This window comes from Phenylobacterium sp., from assembly GCF_025351295.1.
GTDB lineage: Bacteria > Pseudomonadota > Alphaproteobacteria > Caulobacterales > Caulobacteraceae > Phenylobacterium.
The window spans coordinates 81,605-97,902 of the sequence record NZ_JANXWD010000105.1; the positions used below are offsets into that span (position 1 = coordinate 81,605).

12 protein-coding genes are annotated in these 16,298 nt (G+C 69.3%); 7 read left to right on the plus strand and 5 right to left on the minus strand.

The features are described from left to right. Window positions 1–129: 129 nt before the first annotated feature. Entirely contained in the window at window positions 130–2,235 is a 2,106-nt protein-coding gene (locus tag Q0R13_RS14835) for a TonB-dependent receptor (RefSeq protein ID WP_293905225.1), read from the minus strand. Between the two features lie 133 nt (window positions 2,236–2,368). Continuing rightward, window positions 2,369–3,010: a hypothetical protein gene (locus Q0R13_RS14840; protein WP_293905227.1), complete on the minus strand. Its 642-nt coding sequence runs from the start codon at window positions 3,008–3,010 to the stop codon at window positions 2,369–2,371. Between the two features lie 142 nt (window positions 3,011–3,152). Here Q0R13_RS14840 and Q0R13_RS14845 point away from each other — a divergent pair, with 142 nt between their 5' ends. Beyond that, a complete protein-coding gene (locus tag Q0R13_RS14845; RefSeq protein ID WP_293905229.1) occupies window positions 3,153–3,491 on the plus strand; it encodes a VOC family protein in 339 nt (112 codons plus the stop codon). A 469-nt stretch (window positions 3,492–3,960) separates the two neighbouring features. On the opposite strand, the gene Q0R13_RS14850 is transcribed toward Q0R13_RS14845, so the two are convergent. Beyond that, window positions 3,961–4,995, minus strand: a complete 1,035-nt coding sequence (locus Q0R13_RS14850; RefSeq protein ID WP_293905231.1) for an acetamidase/formamidase family protein — start codon at window positions 4,993–4,995, stop codon at window positions 3,961–3,963. 243 nt (window positions 4,996–5,238) lie between these two features. On the opposite strand from Q0R13_RS14850, the gene Q0R13_RS14855 reads away from it, so the two are divergent. Then, window positions 5,239–6,633, plus strand: coding sequence for an oligopeptide:H+ symporter (locus Q0R13_RS14855; RefSeq protein ID WP_293905233.1), 1,395 nt, complete (start codon window positions 5,239–5,241; stop codon window positions 6,631–6,633). A gap of 197 nt (window positions 6,634–6,830) precedes the next feature. On the opposite strand, the gene Q0R13_RS14860 is transcribed toward Q0R13_RS14855, so the two are convergent. Then, window positions 6,831–8,972, minus strand: a complete 2,142-nt coding sequence (locus Q0R13_RS14860) for a S9 family peptidase (RefSeq protein ID WP_293905235.1) — start codon at window positions 8,970–8,972, stop codon at window positions 6,831–6,833. A gap of 233 nt (window positions 8,973–9,205) precedes the next feature. Between Q0R13_RS14860 and Q0R13_RS14865 the strand changes: the two genes are divergently transcribed. Then, the gene (locus tag Q0R13_RS14865; RefSeq protein ID WP_293905346.1) at window positions 9,206–9,814 is read left to right on the plus strand and encodes an aspartate/glutamate racemase family protein; all 609 of its coding nucleotides are present in this window, start codon (window positions 9,206–9,208) and stop codon (window positions 9,812–9,814) included. Between the two features lie 30 nt (window positions 9,815–9,844). On the opposite strand, the gene Q0R13_RS14870 is transcribed toward Q0R13_RS14865, so the two are convergent. Further along, complete coding sequence (locus tag Q0R13_RS14870; RefSeq protein WP_293905237.1) at window positions 9,845–10,408, minus strand: GNAT family N-acetyltransferase; 564 nt, start codon at window positions 10,406–10,408, stop codon at window positions 9,845–9,847. A 213-nt stretch (window positions 10,409–10,621) separates the two neighbouring features. Between Q0R13_RS14870 and Q0R13_RS14875 the strand changes: the two genes are divergently transcribed. From Q0R13_RS14875 to Q0R13_RS14890, 4 genes are all read left to right on the plus strand, one after another. Continuing rightward, the gene (locus Q0R13_RS14875) at window positions 10,622–12,415 is read left to right on the plus strand and encodes an ATP-binding protein (RefSeq protein ID WP_293905239.1); all 1,794 of its coding nucleotides are present in this window, start codon (window positions 10,622–10,624) and stop codon (window positions 12,413–12,415) included. A gap of 62 nt (window positions 12,416–12,477) precedes the next feature. Then, a complete protein-coding gene (locus tag Q0R13_RS14880; protein ID WP_293905241.1) occupies window positions 12,478–14,244 on the plus strand; it encodes a gamma-glutamyltransferase family protein in 1,767 nt (588 codons plus the stop codon). A gap of 483 nt (window positions 14,245–14,727) precedes the next feature. Next, window positions 14,728–15,252 (plus strand): hypothetical protein, encoded by a 525-nt coding sequence (locus Q0R13_RS14885; RefSeq protein ID WP_293905243.1) that lies wholly within the window; start codon window positions 14,728–14,730, stop codon window positions 15,250–15,252. 83 nt (window positions 15,253–15,335) lie between these two features. Then, on the plus strand, window positions 15,336–16,238 hold the full coding sequence (locus Q0R13_RS14890) for a DUF4238 domain-containing protein (RefSeq protein ID WP_293905245.1): 903 nt from the start codon (window positions 15,336–15,338) through the stop codon (window positions 16,236–16,238). Window positions 16,239–16,298: the final 60 nt, after the last annotated feature.

Below are 16,298 nucleotides of genomic sequence, written 5' to 3' on the forward strand. Positions count from 1 at the left end.
GACGCCGCATCCATATGCGCGACGCGCTTTCGCGATTGTGAACGCCGGGGATTTTTTTCAGGCCTGAAATGTCGCAGCCCCGTGCACCTTGGCGCCTGGCGCGGCGGCGCGGCGCCCGACCCCGGGCGGCTAGAACGCCTTGCTTACCCCGGCGAACAGGCCGCGCCGCGGGCCGAACTGCGGGGCGCCGACGCCGATGCCCGAGCCGTCGCGGATGGCGTACTGCCGGTCGAACAGGTTGATCACGTCGGCGCGCAGGGTCAGCGGGCCGCCCGGCAGGCCGTCCAGGGTGTGGGCGACGCCCAGGTTCACCTGGACATAGGCCGGCAGCTTGTCGCCGTTGGGGACCGCGCCGTCCCGGCGCAGGCCCGAGCCATAGATCACGTCGGTCGACACCCGCGTCCCGCCGAACCGGTATGTGCCGCCGGCCGAGGCCGTGTAGGTCTGGTCGTGGTCCAGATAGACGTGGTGGCCGGCGATATAGGCCAGGTCGGCCGGGTGGAAGTTGAACTGGCTGGAGACGATGTCCTTCCCCTTGGCCCGCGAGACCGCCAGGTTGCCGTAGGCGCTGAACGGGCCGCTGGCGTAGTTGGCCGAAAACTCGACCCCCTTGGCGTAGCCGGAGCGATAGTTGAACGGGGTCAGGATGATCGGCGCGCCGAACTGGCCCTCGTCCACCAGGTTGCGGGCCAGCTTGTAGTAGGCGTCGATCCCCAGGCTGAGCGGGCCGAACCGCTGCGACACGCCCACGTCGTAGTAGTTGTCGCGCTCCGACAGCGGCAGGTCGTTCAGGGTCCCCGGCGCCTGGGCCGTCGTGCCGACGAAGCGGCTGACGGTGTCGCTGGCCACCAGTTCGAACGGCGGCGGGGTGAAGTAGCGCGCATAGCCGAGGTGGACGGTCGTGCCCTGCGCCGGCGTCCACACCAGGTTCGCGCGCGGGCTGAGCTGGTGTTCCTGGCGGAAGGCGTCGAGGCGGTCGAAGCGCAGGCCGTAGTTGAAGGTCAGGGTGTCGGCCAGTTTCCACTCGTCCTGCAGGAAGGCCGAGAGCGTCGTGCCGGTGTTGTGGTCGGCGTCGGCGAGGACCAGCGGCCGGTCGGTGGTCTGGACGCCGTCGGCGTCCACCGGCAGCACCTGGGAACTGGTGCGGCTGGTCGTGCGGTCGCGCTGGGCGATGACCCCGCCGCGCAGGGTGTGGCGGTCGTTCAGCGTGTAGACGCCCTCGAGCTGCAGGCCGAGCGCCAGGTCGGTCTTGCGCGCATCCTGGGCGATGCCGTTGAACAGCAGTTCGCCCAGCGGGTCGGCGCGGTAGGTGAGGGTCGAGTAGCGGGCGAACACCGAGGCCTGGCCGGTGAACCGCTCGGTCGAGCGCTGGTAGGCGCCGATGGCGAAGCTGGTCCCCTCGCGCTGGTTCTGGTCCAGGTCCTGGCTGGCGAAGGCGGTCCGGCCGTTCACGCTCAGGCCCAGGTCCGGCTGCAGGCCCGCGGTGTTGGGGATCTCGAAGCGCTGTTGCGACGTGCCCACGATGGCCGAGACGCGGCTCTGGTCATCCAGGATGTGGTCGAAATAGCCGAAGCCCTGGTACTGGTCGGAGTGGTCGTGCAGCGGGTCGGCGCGGCCGTCGGGGCTCTCGATGCCGACGTCGGTGCCGGTGTAGCTCAGCGAGCCGAAGGCGCTGGAGCGCCCGAACGAGCCGCCATATTCGAGGCTGGGCGTGATCACCCCGTGGCTGCCGCCATAGACCGAGGCCTCGCCGCCGGTCCGGAAGCCGCTCTTGGTGGTGATGTTGATGATGCCGGCCGTGCGCAGCCCGTACTGGGCCGGCAGCGCCCCGGTGATCAGCTCGATGTTCGACGCCAGCCGGGGCGACAGGGTCTGACCGAACACCGCCAGGCCCTCCGGCAGGATCACATTGTTCAGCCGGTACTGGATGTTGCCGTGGTCGCCGCGGATGTGCAGCTGGCCGAAGCTGTCCTGCGCCACCCCGGGAGCCTGGAGCACGACCTGGTTCAGCTGGGTATTGGCCCCGCCGGGCAGGTTGGTGATGAAAGCCTCAGGCAGGGAATAGCTGGTCGCCCCCAGGGCCGGCTCGATGGCCGAGCGGGCGGCGTCCAGCCGTCGGGCGGTGACGACCACCTCCTCCACCGGCCCGGCGGTCGTGGTCTGCGCCGCGGCGGACATGGCGGCGGCCAGGGCGGCCGCGCTGACAGACACGAACACAGACAACTTCAGCGCCATGGGACCGCCCTCTATGTGATGTTATAACGTAACTTGTCCGTTATAAGATAACATCAATCAGGGTCAAGCCCGACGAAGGGTCGTCTCGCGGGCTTCGTTCCGCCTCGAAGGGGCTCGGTCGCCCCGGGCGCAGCTACTTCGGCGGCCCGACGCCCCTGCGCACCGCCTCCACCGCGCGGCCCTCCAGCGGCGTCGCCACGTCGACCCGCCGGCCGGTGGACTTGCCGAACCAGGGCGCGGCGGCGACGATCATGGCTGGCAGCGCCGCGCCGATGTCGTCGGCGCCCTCGCTGGTCACGGTCACCGTCCAGAGCGGCGGCGGGGCCTGGCCGGCCGCCACCGCCTGGGCGTCGTAGGCGGCGAACGAGACATGGCGGACCGAGGTGGCGGCGCGGAGCGTCACCGTCCGGGTCCCTACCGCGCCATAGTCGACGCTCGGAGCGCGCCCGGCGGCGCCGGTCGTGGACGGCGATCCGCCGGGGGTGAAGGCCGCGACGTCCTCGGTGCGCGCGCGGAGCCGGACGCGCGGCGCGTCCACGCCATAGGCGACAATCACCACCACCTGCGCCGGCGGCCCCGCGCCCTCGGCCAGGGTGAAGCCCGCGGCGCGCAACGCATTGCGCACTTCGCCGGCCGTCTCCTGGAAGGTCGGATCAGTCGCCAGCCCGGCCTCGGCGGGCGCCACCCGATGCGCGCTCTGCGGCCGCACCTGCGACCCGGCGGCGGCGTCGACGTGGGCGAGCAGACAGGCGCTCAGCAGGCAACCCAAAGCCATGACAACCCCTCGGAACCACCGGGAGATGTCGCCTGCGCGGCCGGGCTGTCAAGGCGGGCCTCCGCACATGTTGCTATTTTGTTCTTGAAAGAGCACACAACCCGGCCTAGGCTCGGCCCAGGTCAGGACGAGGAGCTAAGCCATGCGCGATGACGGCAAGGTCGACTATGTGGAGTTCCCCGGCGGCGACCTTCCCAAGGTGAAGGCATTCTACGGGGCGGCCTTCGGCTGGACCTTCATCGACTACGGCCCGACCTACGCCGGCTTCAACGAGGGCCTGGACGGCGGCTTCCACACCGACGACCCCGACGCCATCAAGACGCCCCTGGTGATCCTCTACGCCCACGACCTGGAGGCCATGGAGGCCAAGGTGCGCGCCGCCGGCGGGACCATCACCCGGCCGATCTTCGAGTTCCCGGGCGGCCGGCGGTTCCACTTCACGGACCCGGCGGGGAATGAACTGGCGGTGTGGACGGAGTAGGCGGACGGTTGCTTATCCAAGTGTAGCTACGGGTGATTAGCGACCCAGCCAGGTTGGTCGCGGGCCGCATTCGCGAGCGCCCTCTGCTCCAACGTATCTGCAGCCCGTTGTATGTCATCGGTCGGGTTCGCAATGCAGTGATCGTTCAGAAGCCGCTGAACGTCCTTGTCCCGATAGGCGCGCAGTACAGCCGCATGACCATTGGCGGGCGACAGATAGGTTCGGACCCAGAAGGTCATGGCGTGGCGCATCGGGCTGTCGGAGCGGTTCTCATTCCAAACCGCGCATGTGGCGGGACGGGCGGCCGTCGATATCGCAGACGCAGCGTCGGCTCATTTGCACCGATCATTAAGGATGAGAGGATTGCTACCCGCCACATCAATTCTTGTCATCGCCGCCACGAACTATACTGCGCCGACTTAGCATAAGTCTGCAACGGGCGTCGATTGTGGATGCTGGCAGGCAACACCTACTTCCCGAAAACGGCCTTGGACATGCTCATGTGCACCGCCTTGTTGCGGTCCACGACCTCGGTGATGGCCAGATCGCCGGCGACGCTGGCGAGCATGTAGGCGTCGTCGGCCGACATCCCTTTTTCGCGGATCAGGAAGTCGACCATTTCGCGGACCGCCTTGCGGGCGGCGATGGCCAGGTCGTCGTCGAAGCCCATGGCGATGTAGACGGTGGGGGTTTCGGCGCGGGGGTAGGCGGTCTTGAGGTCCTTGCGGACGATGAACTGGAAGGTCCCGGTGAGCGAGGTCTCCAGGGCGGTGACGTCGACCTCGCCGTTGCCCTGGCCGGCGTGGCCGTCGCCGACCTCGAACAGGGCGCCCTTGTTGAACACCGGCAGGTAGAGGGTCGCGCCGGCGACCAGGTCCTTGTTGTCCATGTTGCCGCCGATGACGGTGGGCGGCGTGCTGTCATAGCGGCCGAACCCGACCGGCGGCGCCACGCCCATGCTGCCGAAGAACGGGTGCAGCGGGATGGTGATCCCGGGCGCGAAATTGGCGACCATCCTGGCGCGGTCCAGCGGGATGATCTTGGTGCGCGCATAGGGGAAGTCGTCGGTCAGGATGCCCGCCCCGTAGCGGAAGCCGTTGTAGGCATAGGGGATCGCCAGGTCGATCTTCAGGATGCGGATCTCCAGGGTGTCGCCGGGCTCGGCGCCCTCCACGTAGATCGGCCCGGTCAGGATGTGGCCGCCCGGCCCCTTGTCGGTGACCTGGGCGTAGACGGTGCGCAGCGCCGCCTCCACCTGGTCGGGCGGGACGCCGTTCTTCTCCAGGCCCGCGGGGCTGTTGGTCAGCAGGGTGTGGACCACCACCGTGTCGCCGGACTTCACCGTCAGCGCCGGGGCGTGGGCGGCGTCATAGTTGCCCCAGGCCACCGACCTAGGTGTGGCCTCCAGGGTGAAGGTCCGCGCCGGCTCGGCCAGGGCCGCCGAAGACTGGGCCGCAGAAGCCAGGGCCAGGGCCGCGAGCGCCGCCGCCATCCGCATCGCCATCGATCTCTCCCGATCCGTTCCGGGGCCATCTGCGCCCGCCGCCGCCAGCCACGCCAGCCCCGGCTTGCCAAACCCCGGCGGGCGCCGTCCACTCGCCCGGGGAATGGGCGCCCGTCTCCGGTCACGGCGCCGAGGGCCGCCCGCATCGGGGGATGACATGACCACCGCCACGGAGGCTCACGCCCCGACTGTGCCGCTGGCGGCTGGCCGCGCTACGTGACCGTGTCCGAGGGGCCGACGCCGATGACCACGCCGGCGCGCGATCAGCCCGCACCCCAACGCCTGCTGTTCGGCCACCCCCGGGCGCTGGCGGTGCTGGCCGGCACCGAGTTCTGGGACCGCATCTCGTTCCAGAGCATGCAGGCGCTGCTGACCCTCTACATGGTCGAGCAGCTGCTGCTGCCGGGCCATATCGAGCATGTGGTGGGGTTCGCCCCGTTCCGCGCCGCGGTCGAAACGGTCACCGGCCCGCTTTCCACCCAGGCGCTGGCCACCCAGACCTTCGGCCTCTACCTGGGCTTGGCCCTGTTCGCGCCGATCCTCGGCGGCGCACTGGGCGACCGGCTGCTGGGCCGCTCGCGCAGCGTGGCCCTGGGCGCGCTGCTGATGACCGCCGGCCACCTGTGCATGGCCTTCGACGCCTCGTTCCTGCTGGCGTTGCTGCTGCTGATTCTGGGGACCGGGGCGCTGCGGGGCAACCTCGCGCCGCAGGTTGGGGACCTGTACGACCGCGACGACCGGCGTCGCACCATCGCGTTCCAGATCTATGGCGCGGCGGTGAACCTCGCCGCCTTCGTCGCCCCGGTCATCACCGGCCTGCTCAAGCAGAGCTATGGCTATCATGTGGGCTTCGGGTTCGCCGCGGTCGGGATGATCGTGGGCCTGATCACCTACCTCGCCGGCCAGCGGATCGTGCCCGAGACCGCGCGGCGGCGGACCGCCGTGGCGCACGCCCGATTGACCGGCGCGGAATGGCGGGTGGTGCTGCTGCTGGCCGCCCTGGTGCCGGTGGCGGCCAGTTTCTGGGTCGCCCAGTCGCAGATCTGGAACACCTACAACCTGTGGGTCCGCGACCACCTGGAGCTGGCCATCGGCAGTTTCACCGTGCCGGTCCCCTGGCTGCAGGCGGTGGACGGCCTGGCCCCGTTCATCACCCTGCCGCCGGCGCTGTGGTTCTGGCGCTGGCAGGCCAGGCGCGGCCGCGAGCCGGACGAGTTCGGCAAGATGGCCGTGGGCTGCTTCATCTTCGCCGCCTCCACCCTGTGGCTGGCCGGAGGCCAGTTCGTCACCGACGCCCATGGCCGCACGCCGCTGATCTGGGCGGTGGTGTTCCACCTGACTTCGAACCTGGGCTGGCTGTTCTTCGCCCCCACCGCCAACGCGCTGTTCTCCCGCGCCGCGCCGATCTCGGTGACCGCGACGATGATGGGCCTCTATTCGCTTTCGGTGTCGCTCGGCAGCGTGGTCAGCGGCCGCCTGGGCAGCCTTTACGAACGCCTCCCGGCGGCCCAGTTCTGGGCCCTTCACGCCGCAGTAGTCGGCGGCGGCGGACTGGCCCTGCTGGTGTTCGGCGCGACCGTGCGCGGCCGGCTGTTCCCGCGCCGGGCCGCGGTGGCGGGGGCGGCTGGCCGTGTTTGATCCCCCCCATCAGCTCGTCATCCCCGGCCTTGTGCCGGGGATCCATCGGGCCGCCGGCACGGTGGTGGCGGCAGGCCGCGCCGCGCGGCCTGCCGCAGGGAATCGGGCAAGCTGAGGCATGGGCCCCCGGCACAAGGCCGGGGGTGACGATCAAATGGGGAAGGAACGTCGCCGACAGGCGGACGTCAGGCAAGCACCTACGGCGCCTTCCCCACCCGCGCGTCGTACCAGGCCAGCCAGCGCTGCATGCGGTCCTTGAGGAAGCTGGGCCGGCGCAGGCCGTGGAACTCGCCGGGATAGATCACCAGCTCGGCGTCGATCCCGCGGCTCTTCAGCGCCTGGTACATCTGCTCGCTGTTGAGCAGCGGCACGTTGAAATCCCTGTCGCCGGCCATGAACAGGGTCGGCGTCACGATCCGCTCGTTGTGGAAGAACGGATAGCTCAGCTTCAGCCACGCCTCCGGGTGCTCCCACGGCCGGCCCAGCTCCGTCTCATAGTCGCGGATGTACTGGTCGGTGCCGTAGCCGGCGAACACATTGGAGATCGAGGCCCCGCTCACCGCCGCCTTGAACCGCCGGTCGCTGGCGATGACGTAGTTGGTCAGGATGCCGCCATAGCTCCAGCCGCCCACCACCAGCCGGTCCGGATCGGCCACGCCGCGCGCCACCGCGTCGTCGACGGCGGCCAGGTCGTCGGCCACGTCCACCGTGCCCCAGGCGGCATAGATCGCCTTGGCATAGGCCTCGCCCCGGCCCGTGCCGCCCCGGAAGTTGGGCGCCACAACCGCATAGCCATGGCCGGCGAAGATCTGGAAGTTCATCGCGAACTCGGCGGCGACCTGCGACTGCGGCCCGCCGTGGCTGTACAGCATGGTCGGCAGCCGCTGGCCGGCCGGCGCGCCCGGCGGGGTCACCAGGAAGCCGTGCACCTCGGTCCCGTCGGCGCTCTTGAAGCTGGTGCGCACGGTGGGCGCGACGGCGACCTCCTTCAGCCAGGCGTCGTTCTGGTGGCTGAGCTGGCGCAGCTTGCCGCCGGCGTCCACGGCATAGACCTCGGCCGGGGCCATGGGCGTCGACAGCAGCACGGCCAGGCCGTCCCTGGGCGCGGCCGCCGGCGCGGAGAACTTGCGCCAGCCGCCGGCCACCTCCTTCGGCGCGCCGCCGGCCGCCGGGACCGCGACGATCCGCTGCGCCTCGTCGTCCTCGACCAGCACGCGGAGCCAGCGGCCGTCGGCCGACCAGACCGGGTTGCTGACATTGCGGTCGAGGGCGGCGGTCAGCACCCGCGCCGCGCCGCCGGCCGCAGGGACCACCGCCAGCTTGTGCACCCCATAACCGATCAGCTTGACCGGCCCGCCCTCGAGATAGGCGATCTCGCGCCCGTCGGGGCTCCAGGCCGGCCGGCTGGCCCATTCGTCGTCGTTGTCCGCGCCCTCGTAGGCGGTCAGCCGCACCGGCTCGGCCGGCGCGGCGCCCACGGTCGCGAGATAGAGGTTGGAGTCGTAGGTCCGGTCGGGATCGGCCGCCCGCTTCGACGAGAACGCGATCTGCCGGCCGTCCGGCGACCAGGCGGGCAGCGCCTCGCGGAAGTCGCCGGTGGTCAGCCGCCGCGCCGCGCCCGTGGCGATGTCGTAGAGCAACAGCCGCTGGCGCTTCTTGCCAAGGTAGCCGTCGATGTCCTGCTTGAACTGGAAGCGGTCGATGACGATCGGCTTGGGCGGCTTGTCCTTGTCGGCCCCGCCGCTCTGGGGGGTCGGCGACATCGCCGCCTCGGGCGCGGGCGCGCCGCCGGGCCGGGCCGGCGAGGGCACGATGGCCTCAGCGGCGGCGTTGGCGCGGGCGTCAGGGTCCGGGTCCTCGACCACCAGGGCAAGGGTCCTGGAGTCCGGGGACCAGGCATAGTCGGTCACCGCGCCGTGCACGCCGCCGATCGGCCGCCCCTCGCCGCCAGCCCGCGACATCAGCCACAGCTGGTCGTCGGCCTTGTCGTCGCCGCCACGCGCCGAGATGAACGCCAGCCACTGGCCGTCGGGGCTGAAGCGGGGCGTGGTCTCGCTTTCCTTGGCGCGGCTGGTCAGCTGCACGCTGCGCGCGCCGTCCCACGAGGTCATCCAAATGTGGCTGACCGGTTTGTCGGCGGTCACATCCGTGCCGGCCACCGTATAGGCCACCCACTGGCCGGCCGGATCGACCTGGGGCTCGCTGACCACCAGCAGGCGGGCGATATCGTCCGGCCCGATCGGCCGCCCAGCCGTCATCGACCCGGCCGCCATCGCCCCGGACGACGTCACAGACGTCCCCGCAGCCACCGCCAGAGCCAGCGTCGTCCACTTCAGCATGATCGTTTGCCCCTCGGCCAAGACTCGCAGACTGACCGATCGCGACGCGCACCGCATCCGATAAAGCGCCGCCGCGCGCACCACCGAAGCGGGCCGCAATTCGCCAACTGGCCGTCGCCACGCGCCGCAAAGTCCGCTCAAGTCCGCGATCATCGAAGCCACGAGGTCTCCCCATGCACATCGGCCTGATCGGCGGCATCGGGCCGGCGGCGACGGAGTTCTACTAAAGGGCCCTGGTCCGGGCGCATGCCGCGGCCGAGCGCCGGCTGGAGCTGACCATCGCCCACGCCGACCTGCGGGAGATGGCCGCCAACATGTACGCCGGCCGCCCCGAGGCCCAGGCGGCCGCCTTCGCGCGCCACGTGGATCGGCTGAAGGCCGGCGGCTGCGGCGCGGTGGCGGTGACCTCGATGGGCGGTCACTTCTGCATCCGGCAACTGGAAGCCATCTCCAGCCTGCCGCTGATCGACGCCATCCCGGCCCTGGACCGCCACTTCGCCGCCTCGGGCTTGCGCAGGGTCGGCGTCCTGGACTCGCGGAACGCCATGGCATCGCGGCTGTACGGCGTGGGCTCGGTGGAGGTGATGGCGCCGGCCGACGAAGACCTCCCTACCGTCCACGCCACCTATGTCGCCATGGCCGCGGCGGCGGAGGCCACGGACGCGCAATGCCGCTACCTCGCCGAGCAGGGCCAGAAGCTCCATGAGGCCGGCGCCGAGGCCATCGTGCTGGGCGGCACGGACCTCTTCCTGGCCTTCGACGGCCGGCCACCACCCTACCCGCTCATCGACAGCGCCCTGGTGCACGCCGCAGCCATCGCCCGCGTCGCGATGGGCGCCTAGGCTTAAGGGCGCAGGCTCCGTACGGCCTCGTCATCCCCCCTCGTCGGTGAGCCTCAGCAGGTAGCAGGGTTCCAGCAGGCCGGTGGGCGGATAGTGCTCATCGTGGGTGTAGGTGAAGCCGAGCTTTCGCAGGGTCCGCCCCGAGGCGTGGTTCTGCGGGTGATGCCCGGCGAACAGCGCCGGAACGCCCCGGGCCGCCGCCCAGGCGATCACCGCCCGCCCCGCCTCGGTGGCGTAGCCCTGCCCCCAGGCCTCGCGGCGCAAATGGTATCCCAGCTCCAGGACGCCGGCCGCCGGGTCCCTAGGCTGCAGGCCGCAGCAGCCGACCGGCGCGCCGGTGTCGCGGCGGAACAGGGGCCAGTACTGGATTCCGTGGTGAAGCAGGTTCGAGATCTCGGCCTCTAGGCGCGTCCGCACCTGGACGGGGGTGAACGGGCCCCCGCTCAGCCGCGTCACCTCCGGGTCGCCCCAGATCGCGGTCGCCAGGGCGTCGTCGTCCGTCGTCCACGTCCCGAACCCGAGACGTTCCGAGGTCATGAAACAGGCGCGCGACCGGCCGGCGTCGGCGCGAGGCGGAACCACTTCAGGCGCCATGTCGACCATCCCCCTGCTGACGCCGGTCCCGGCCACCGGGCCCATCGCGCCGGCGCAGGGTCCTGCTAAACCTTCGGCGTCGCCTTTGGGAGCCCGCATGCGCTGCACCGCGGCCGGCAGCCTGCGGCGACGGGTCGCAATCCCATAACGTTCATCTCTCGGTGTGAGTTCGCGGCCATAAGCTTGGCCGATCCCTGCGCGGAATGTGATCCGATGGCTCGCCGGCCCCAGAAGAACACCCTGCCGCCGCGCGAAATCGCCGCCGCCTACCTGCCGGTGGTGCGCGGGTTTCTCGTGGCGACGAGCGTCTACTACGGCCTGATTGTCCTGTCGCATCTCTTCTACGAGACCGGGGTGGATCTCCTCGTCCTCGCGGGCCTGGCGGCTGTCTCGTCCGCCGTCGCCGGCGCGTTGTGGTACGCGTGGGGACGTCGTCCGCCGAAGATGTTGCCGATGGAAGCCGGGATCGGCGCCGTCAATGCGCTGTTCATCGGCAACGTCACGGCCTACCTCATGATTCACTTCGAGCCGCTGAAGTTGTTCTACTTCGTGCTGATGGCGCTGGCGTTCGCGATCGCCGCGCCGACCCGGCGTCTCGGCTACGTGAGCGTGGCCGCGGCCGGGTTGGGCATGCTGACCATGGCGCGGCAGGCGCCAGGCGACCTCATTGCCCAATACGCCTTCGTGGGCCTGGCCGGCGGCTTTGCGGCGATCGGCATGGCGGCCTTGGTGCGCGGCGCGGTCCTGCGCGAGCTCAGCGCGCGCCTGGCCGCGGAGGCCCTGAACCGAACCCTCACCGTCGAGCTGCGGGAAAATGAGCGCTTGCGCGCCGTCGCCCAGTCGCTCACCGCCGCCGCGCAGGCCGCCAACCTCGCCAAGACCATGTTTCTGGCCACGGTCAGCCACGAGGTCCGCACGCCGCTGAACGGCGTCCTCGGCATGGCGCAGGCCATGGAGGCGGACGAGCTCAGCGGCGCTCAGCGCGGCCGCCTCGGCATCATCCGCGAATCCGGCCAGAGCCTGCTCTCGATCATCGACGACGTCCTCGACATCTCCAAGATCGAGGCCGGCAAGCTGGAGCTGGAGGCGGCCGAATTCGATCTCCAGGCGCTCGCCGAGGACACCCGCGACGCCTTCATCGGCTTGGCCGATACCAAGGACATCGCGCTCAGCCTGGAGGTCGCGCCCGCCGGCGGGGGCGCGTGCCTGGGCGATGCGACGCGCGTGCGCCAGATCCTCTGCAACCTGATCTCCAACGCCCTGAAGTTCACCGACAAGGGCGGCCGGGTCGCCGTCAGACTATCCCGCCACGGCGAGGATGTGCGGCTGGAGGTCAGCGACACCGGCATCGGCATCGCGCCCGAGCATATCGAGCGCATTTTCGAGAAGTTCGAGCAGGCCGACACGTCCACCACCCGCCGCTACGGCGGCAGCGGCCTGGGGCTCGCCATCTGCCGCCAGCTCGCCGACATGATGGGCGGGCGGATCGAGGTGACCAGCCGGCTCGGCGAGGGCACGACCTTCGTCGTCACCTTGCCGCTCCCGAGGATCGCTGGGGCGCGCAAAGCCCCGCCGCCGGCGGCCGCCCGCGCCGCGCCACAGGAGACCGGCGCGTTGCGGCTGCTGGCGGCCGAGGACAACGAGATCAACCAGCTGGTGCTGACGACCCTGCTCGGACAGCTGGGCATCGAGACGACGGTGGTGGCCGACGGCGCCGAGGCGGTGGCGGCCTGGGAAAGCGCCGAATGGGACGCGATCCTCATGGACGTGCAGATGCCTCACACCGACGGCCCCACCGCCACGCGCCTGATCCGCCAGCGCGAGGCCGAGCTTGGTCGCCGCCGCACCCCGATCCTCGCGCTCACCGCCAACACCATGTCGCACCAGGCCGAAGCCTATCTCGCCGCCGGGATGGACGGCGTCGTGGCCAAGCCGATCGAGGTCGGCCAGCTCCTCGCGGCCTTGCAAAGGGTGCTGGACGACTCGTCGATGGAAGCCGCCGCGTAGGTGGTCGCGCGCCCGGCCGCGATCCTGCTAACCTTGCGGGTCCCTGCCGCTCCGGAGCCCGCATGCGCCGCCGCACCTTCCTCGCCTCGTTGCCCGCAGCCGCCCTGGGCGGGCCGGCCTTCGCGACGTCGCGGGGGGAGAACCCCAACCGCGACCGGTCCGACGTGGGCATGGGCGACCGGGTGGATGGGGCGACGTGGGCCAGCCGCTCGACCGTGTGGGGCACGCACGGGGCCGCGGCGACCGCCCATCCCCTGGCCAGCCTGACCGCCATCGAGATCCTGAAGGCCGGCGGTTCGGCGGTCGACGCCGCCATCGCGGCCAACGCGGTGCTGGGCTTCGGGGAGCCGATCGCGTGCGGGATCGGCGGCGACTGTTTCGTGCTGCTCTGGGACCCGAAGCTGAAGCAGGTGGTCGGGCTGAACGGGTCGGGCCGCAGTCCCAAGGGGCTCAGCCTCGAGACGGTGCGAAAGCGCGCGACGGCCAGGGGGACGATCCCGTCCTATGGCGCGATCTCGGTGAGCGTGCCGGGCGCCGTCGATGCCTGGGCGACGCTGCACCAGCGCTACGGGAAGTTGCCCTGGAAGGACCTGTTCCAACCGGCGATCGAGGCCTGCGAGGCGGGCTATCCGGTCATCCAGAACACCGCCTTCTACGTCGCCAGTTCGCAGCGGATCTTCAACCGGCCCGATGCCGGCCTGGAGGAGGTGGAGAACTTCAACCGCCTCTGGGCGCCCGGCGGCAGGACACCGCGGGAGGGCGACCTGTTCCGCAATCCGGAGCTGGGCCACACCTACCGCCTGATCGCCGAGGGCGGCGGCCGGGCGTTCTACGAGGGCGAGATCGCCGAGCGGATCGAGCGCTACTTCCAGCGGATCGGCGCCTGGATGACGCGGGCCGACCTGGCCGCCCACCGCACCGAGTGGGTCGAGCCGGTGACCGTCAACTACCGCGGCGTCGACGTCTGGGGCCTGCCGCCCAACAGCCAGGGGGTGGTCACCCTGCAGATGCTGAAGATCATGGAGCAGTTCGACATCGAGGCGATGGGCTTCCAGTCGACGTTGGCCCTGCACCACGAGATCGAGGCCAAGCGGTTGGCGTTCGAGGATCGCGCCCGCTACTACGCCGACCCTGCGTTCCACCGGCAGCCCACGGAATGGCTGATCTCAGAGGACTACGCGCGGGCGCGGGCGAAGCTGATCCGGCCCGACCGCATCCAGCCGATGGTCTATCCCGGCCAGGCGCCGGCCCATGGCGACACCACCTATTTCACCGTGGCGGACCGGGATGGGATGATGATCTCGATCATCCAGTCCAACTATCGCGGCATGGGCTCGGGGCTGATGCCGGACGGGCTGGGCTTCATGTTCCAGGACCGCGGCGAGCTGTTCGCGCTGGCCGACGGCCACCCCAACGTCTATGCGCCGGGCAAGCGGCCGTTCCAGACCATCATCCCGGGCTTCGCCACCCAGGAGGGCCACCCGCTGCTCAGCTTCGGGGTGATGGGCGGCGACATGCAGCCCCAGGGCCAGAGCCAGATCATCTCCAACATCGTCGACTTCGGTCTGGGGCTGCAGGAGGCCGGCGACAGCCCGCGGTGGCACCACGACGGCGGCAGCGAGCCCACCGGCGAGGACCTGGGCGCCGTCGGCGTGGTCAACCTGGAGACCGGCGTGCCGGAGGCCACCAAGGCCGGCCTGGCCAAAATCGGCTGGCAGTTCAAGCCGGCCCCCGGCGGCTATGGCGGCTACCAAGCCATCCAGGCCTGGCCCGGCCGCTACGCTGCCGCCACCGAGATGCGCAAGGACGGGGTCGCGCTTGCGTACTGAGCCGATCTTCTCCGCTCAACTGAGGGCTATCTCCTCACCCGTAGGGGGAGGGGGTTATAGTGATTGCCGGATCGAGCGACACTTTCGACAGTGTTTCACAGCATCGAGGATCGATTGGGAATCCCTATTGCGGGCATGAGCAACGCCCTCATGAACTTCAGAACGCGGGAAAGTGGATAGTCGGGCCTATTGCTCGTCGCGCGGCGGGGGCCCCACGCTAGTGCGCAACAGGCACGCAGCAGCGTCCCTCTTCGACCGCAAACCTAATGACCAAAAACTGCGCCTAATCCCCGCGCGCAACTACACGAGATTGACAGAGGTAGCACTGAGGGAAACGCAATCGTCCAGGTAGCGTGTCCCTCTCCGTCTAGAATCGAGGGCGTCATGGGCACCCACCCGACATCTAGCCGCCGCGCCACCAAGGCTGAGCTTTCGGTTTGGGAATGGAAGCTGGGCGGTTGGCGGAAGCCCAGGGGCTTCGCCATGATCGTCCAGGCGATGCGTCGTCACCATGCCGACCATACGCTGGACCAACCCGGCTCTGTGTTCCGCGACGCCTACGTTGCCGCGAAATGTGCGACGGCGTGGAAGGCCGATGGTGTCAGACTAGGTGCTGATCCACCAGACTTCGAACTGAAACACGCCGGGCGGGTCGAGCGGTACGAGGTCGCTGAATTCATTGCGCCCGGTCGCCGGCGCGGCAACGAACTAAAGGCCGACCGTCTTCTGGCCCCCGAACAGCGAAATAAACCTCAGCACATTCCCCAAGAGCAGTGGACCCCTGCCGCAAGCGCGCTGGAAGAGGTAGCCCGCGTCGCGCGGGAGAAAGCTGACAAGGGCTATCCGGCCTATACGTCGCTGGTCCTCTATCTGAATATCTGGCCGGTTGCAGGCCAAGCCGCCTACCAGCGTGGCATTGGCCCGGCGGTAGCCCCCGCGTTGAACGTCTTCAAGGAGGTCTGGGTGTTGGGCAATGGCACGTTGCGTCAGATTGGTTTCGCTAGCTGAAGCGCTTGCGTAGGGCGTTGATCGCGCGGGCCTATCGCAACACTTTAGGGCGCGGCTTCGCAGAGCCAAGGGAGCGGGATGGCGTGAAGCCGGCGAATCCACCACGACGTCACCATTTCGCACCGGTCTTTTACCTCAGGAGGTGGGCCGGCGCTGACTGCCGACTTGAACAGTTCAGCCGGCCCGGCGGCGCTGAGGTCAAGGTTCGAAGGCTTCCGCCAACAGCCACGGGATACGCAGACGATCTCTACGCAATGCCTGGTCTTGAGCCCCATCTCGTCCAACAGGTCGAGCAGAAGTTCATGCAGCAAGTTGACGATCAGGCTGCGGATGTTCTCGCGATGCTGGAGGCCGGTGGACCGATAAAATGGACAAGCGCCACCCGCAGCGCTTGGAGCCGCTTTCTACAGTCCACGCGCCTCCGGACCCCAGCCGATATTCTGGGTATTAAGGCCGCGACCGAGCGGGATTGGGGGCAAACTGTTCCCGAAATTCAGGCCCAGTACGACGCGATAAGAAAGCCCGATGATCCTGCGACGCTGGAAGAGTTCTTTGTGAAGCGCGAGCCGCGCATCGTCGAAAACGTTGCCATGCTCATCGCCACTAAGCTCATCGATAACCCGAAGATCGGCGAGCACATCAACGGCATGCAGTGGGACGTCCTGCGGTTGGAATCGAACCTCGACCTTTTCACCTCAGATCGTAGCCTGGAGCAGGTCAAAGGACTTGGTGATCCGGGCGCACTCATCGCCCTCCCGATAGGTCCGCGCCGGCTATTCGTGGCGGCCAACAAGCGTGAGACGCTCGAATTCATCAGAGGCATGGCACCGCGCGAAATCGTTCGGGTGCGCAATGGATACACAGTCCGAGGCGCGGCGGAATTCGTGTGGGCCCGAAATCGTAGCGACGTGAAATTCATCCGAGAGAACATGAGCGCCGCCACGATTAAGTCGGCAGGCGAGCGGCTCGGCGGACCGTCGTCCTGATCGTTCTTTCCAACGAAGCGACGCCCGCCAATCGACCTGGAGTGCATCTGGTCAAAAGTG